5 protein-coding genes are annotated in these 3,645 nt (G+C 27.4%); all 5 read left to right on the forward strand.

Translation table 11 applies throughout. The features are described from left to right. Positions 1 to 278 (forward strand): TRAP transporter large permease subunit (locus AB1Z17_RS00460; protein ID WP_368049827.1); only part of this gene is annotated, 278 nt, incomplete at its 5' end. Between the two features lie 249 nt (positions 279 to 527). Beyond that, the gene (locus AB1Z17_RS00465; RefSeq protein WP_368049828.1) at positions 528 to 1,052 is read left to right on the forward strand and encodes a hypothetical protein; all 525 of its coding nucleotides are present in this window, start codon (positions 528 to 530) and stop codon (positions 1,050 to 1,052) included. Positions 1,053 to 1,233: 181 nt separating this feature from the next. Further along, entirely contained in the window at positions 1,234 to 2,031 is a 798-nt protein-coding gene (locus tag AB1Z17_RS00470) for a hypothetical protein (protein ID WP_368049829.1), read from the forward strand. An 807-nt stretch (positions 2,032 to 2,838) separates the two neighbouring features. Next, positions 2,839 to 3,120, forward strand: a complete 282-nt coding sequence (locus AB1Z17_RS00475) for a hypothetical protein (RefSeq protein ID WP_368049830.1) — start codon at positions 2,839 to 2,841, stop codon at positions 3,118 to 3,120. Between the two features lie 380 nt (positions 3,121 to 3,500). Further along, complete coding sequence (locus AB1Z17_RS00480; RefSeq protein ID WP_368049831.1) at positions 3,501 to 3,629, forward strand: hypothetical protein; 129 nt, start codon at positions 3,501 to 3,503, stop codon at positions 3,627 to 3,629. Positions 3,630 to 3,645 lie beyond the last annotated feature (16 nt).

The following is a 3,645-nucleotide window of genomic DNA, read 5'->3' on the forward strand; positions in this document are numbered from 1 at the left end:
CAGTTTTAATATTTACACCTATTTTTCTTCCAGTTGTAACTACATTAGGAATGGATCCAGTTCATTTTGGAATTGTTATTGTGTTGAATTTATGTATCGGAATTTGTACACCGCCGGTTGGAACACTACTCTTTATAAGTAGTGAAGTCGCAAAAGTTTTAGTTACACAAGTTATAAGGCCCTTGTTACCATTTTTAGCAATAATGGTTATTGTATTAATGTTAATCAGTTTTATTCCAGAAATATCCATGTTTTTACCTAGGTTATTTAATCTTTAGTTATAGATAATTATCTCATTAATAAAAGTATTGAAACATGATAACTATCATACTATTTCTATTTCATATTTTATAAATTTGATTGCTTTTACTCCTAATGCTTTGGATTTTAACAATAATAAGAAAACTTTTTACGCACCTTATCTGGATAATTTATGGAGATAAATGTATATAGTTTGAACATATAAAGGAGTTGTATGTAAGCGGAAAATTGAAAAATAGATTAATAAAAAACCATATAGAAAAAAAATGAAAAAAATAATAGCTTTAATAGCCTTCATTATGATATCGGGAGTTTCTTTTGGACAAACAAACTCATTTGAGAAAGTGAATTTCATTCTTGGAGAATGGAATGGTACTGGAAGTGGATTTGGTAATGATAAATTAAAAATTGAGTCCAGTTTTCAGTTAATAATGAATGGAAAATACATTGAAGTCAAAAACGAATCAAGATTTGAACCTACGGAAAAAAATCCTGAAGGTGAACATCATATTGACAAAGGTTTTATAAGTTTCGACAATAGTAGAAAATTAATAATTTTCAGACAATTTAACAACGAGGGATATATAAATCAATATATTTTGAATGATTCAATCTCAAATGATTCAATTTTGGTTTTTGAAACTGAAATCATAGAAAATTTTGTTCCAGGAGGAAAAGCTCGTTGGACAATTAAAAAAAATTCAGAGTCAGAAATTGAAACAATCTTTGATGTTTCTTTTCCAAACAAAGAATATTCTTGTTTTGGAATTAACAAATTAATTAAAAAATAAAGCCTACATACAACACCGTATAACCAAAATTGTTGCATTTAGTAAAATAGAATAGTTCTGAACCTTTAAATTATTAAATTTATAAACGAAAAATTGCGATAACCAAAACACAACTTTGGTTATACAAACCCTTTATAGTCTATTTAACGAAACAACAAAGTCAAACTAAAAATGATATAGTATGAAAAGAGTACCGATTTATTTGATTTTAATGATTGCAACTTTTTACTCTTGTAACTTTAATAAAAATCAAGACAAAAAGGCATTTGCAGAACCTAATAATACTATTTTGGGTAAATGGGTTAGAATTGGACAAACTGGACCAATTGGCTTTGATTTTAAAGAAAACGGATTGATAGAGGCTGATTTTGATAACGATCAAATAATTGACGTTGTTACAGAATATGAATTATCTGGTGATACTATCAAGTTTATTGATAAAGATGGGAAAATGTGCAGAGTTACTGGCCAATATAAAATGTATCTGACTGAATATTATTTATCATTTGATCTTATTGACGATGAATGTGGTGGACGAATAAAAACAACAATGGGTTTTTGGACGAAACCCAACTTCAAAGATTTAATCAAACAACTTGATGACGAAATAATCAAATCGACTTATCCAGAATTACACCTTAATAGAGCAAGAATATTTATGGTTACTGGTATGATTGATAAAGCAAGAGAAGATTTTGACACCTATTTATTGGCAGATTCATTAAATGCTAGAGTTTATTTAAATAGAGCAGGAACAAGATTTCCAAATGATTTAATTGGGGTTGTTTCTGACTGTAATAAGGCAATATCTATAGAGTCAAACAATAAAAATGCTTATTTTCTTCGTGGATTAGCTCAATATGAATTGGGCGAAAAAGAACAAGGATGTGAAGACTTTAGTAAAGCAATTGAATTGGGCTTTTCTGTTTTAAGAATTGCAGAACAAGAAAAATGTATTGATTATTGGAATAAAAAATAATTGAAAAACTGGCTAAAATTGCAGGTGAAATTAAAATCCGATTATGAATAGCATAAACAGATTTTCGCACATTGGGTTCAATCTCGGATTAATATCTTCTCTATTTCTTATGATTTTAATGGTTTTTATGAAATATTTCTATCGTTTACTAATCGATTTTGATACAATTGTATTCGTAATATTGTGCTTGTTTTTTGGAATTGTTTCGATTCTTGAATTACCCCGTTCAATTAAAGGAATTAAAGAACTGCCAACTGTTAAGAAAAACACAGGAATAATTTTAAATATTGGATTTGTTTTACTCTTTCTTTTTGGTTTAATTTCATATGCCTTTGATTTAGGGTAATTATGGAATGAATATTCCTATTTAATAAAAAAAATCAGATTTTTAAGGTTTAAGTAGGTGAAATTTTTCTAAAAACAAGCAAACTTGAATTAGTTTTTAGGTAGTAAATTTTGAACAGTATGTGCCAAAAGAAGAAATCCAAATATATAATAGAGAAATTATTCCCGACTATAAAATAACTCAAGCATAAAAGGACTATCTGAATCAAAAAGATACACAAATGGATTTTTTATTTGACTTGATAAATGGTTTTAGGATTATATTATACAATGAAAAAACGCATTGTACAACATCTTATATATTTTTTTTAAAATTTGAACTTATACAAACCCTATTTAATTAAAATAAAAAAAATATATAGTAATTATTCTATCTCTTTTATTGCTAACAATAACCTTGTATAGCCAGGAATTTCCATTAGCCGTACCATACTTCCTAATAAATATATTCCTAGAATAGCAATGGGAACGATTCAAATAAAAGGCCAGGATAAAGTTGGTGCACATGAACACCTTATGTTAGAACAATTATTTTTAGGCTTATCAGACAATGATTGTGTTGAATATGCAGACGATGCTAAAGTAGATTTTTCACAATTCTCTGAGCTTCATATACCATTAGGCTCTAGTCATTCAATTTCTGTAGAAAAAGATGAAATTTTGTATGACATTTGGATGGATTTCTTTAGAGATAAAAAATGTGAAGAATGGCTTAAAACTCATAATAAAAATGATGATAATTAGTCATTAACATTAGTTGATATACTTCTACAGAGTTGCTTTGGGTTCAATAATGAAGTTATTATATTTTTAAGCAACTTAATTTAAATAACTAGAAAATTCCGAATTTTCAGTCTTACAAATCTCGTGCTAGCCTCTGCAAAACTTTAGATGAAACCAATTTTAATAACATTTATTTTATTAGCAACATACTGCTTTTCGTAGAAAAAGTATGAATTTGATTACTTATTAGAATATGAAGTAACATTTTATAAGGATTCTATTAAAATTAAAGATCATACGTTCAGAGAAAAAGATGAAACGAAAAAAAATATTATTTAACAAACTCCAAGAAAAATAATTATTGTGCTGCTATAAAGGAATTTGATAGTTTAAACTACAAAATGGTTTTTAAGGACGAAAACGGAATTGACAGAGCCGAAAAATTGATGATTTTAGGAGTTTCAGTTGCTATATGGTTTGTGGTTATCAAAAAATGGGAAAAAGAAAATACTATTGCTAACAGCAAATAAAAATAATTGCTAATAC

This window comes from Lutibacter sp. (assembly GCF_040883305.1).
Taxonomy (GTDB): Bacteria; Bacteroidota; Bacteroidia; order Flavobacteriales; family Flavobacteriaceae; genus Lutibacter.

Excerpts from the sequence above, each read along its gene's own strand:
- AB1Z17_RS00465 (WP_368049828.1), top strand. The coding sequence starts at position 528 with ATGAAAAAAATAATAGCTTTAATAGCCTTCATTATGATATCGGGAGTT.
- AB1Z17_RS00470 (WP_368049829.1), top strand. The coding sequence starts at position 1,234 with ATGAAAAGAGTACCGATTTATTTGATTTTAATGATTGCAACTTTTTAC.
- AB1Z17_RS00475 (WP_368049830.1), top strand. The coding sequence starts at position 2,839 with ATGGGAACGATTCAAATAAAAGGCCAGGATAAAGTTGGTGCACATGAA.
- AB1Z17_RS00480 (WP_368049831.1), top strand. The coding sequence starts at position 3,501 with ATGGTTTTTAAGGACGAAAACGGAATTGACAGAGCCGAAAAATTGATG.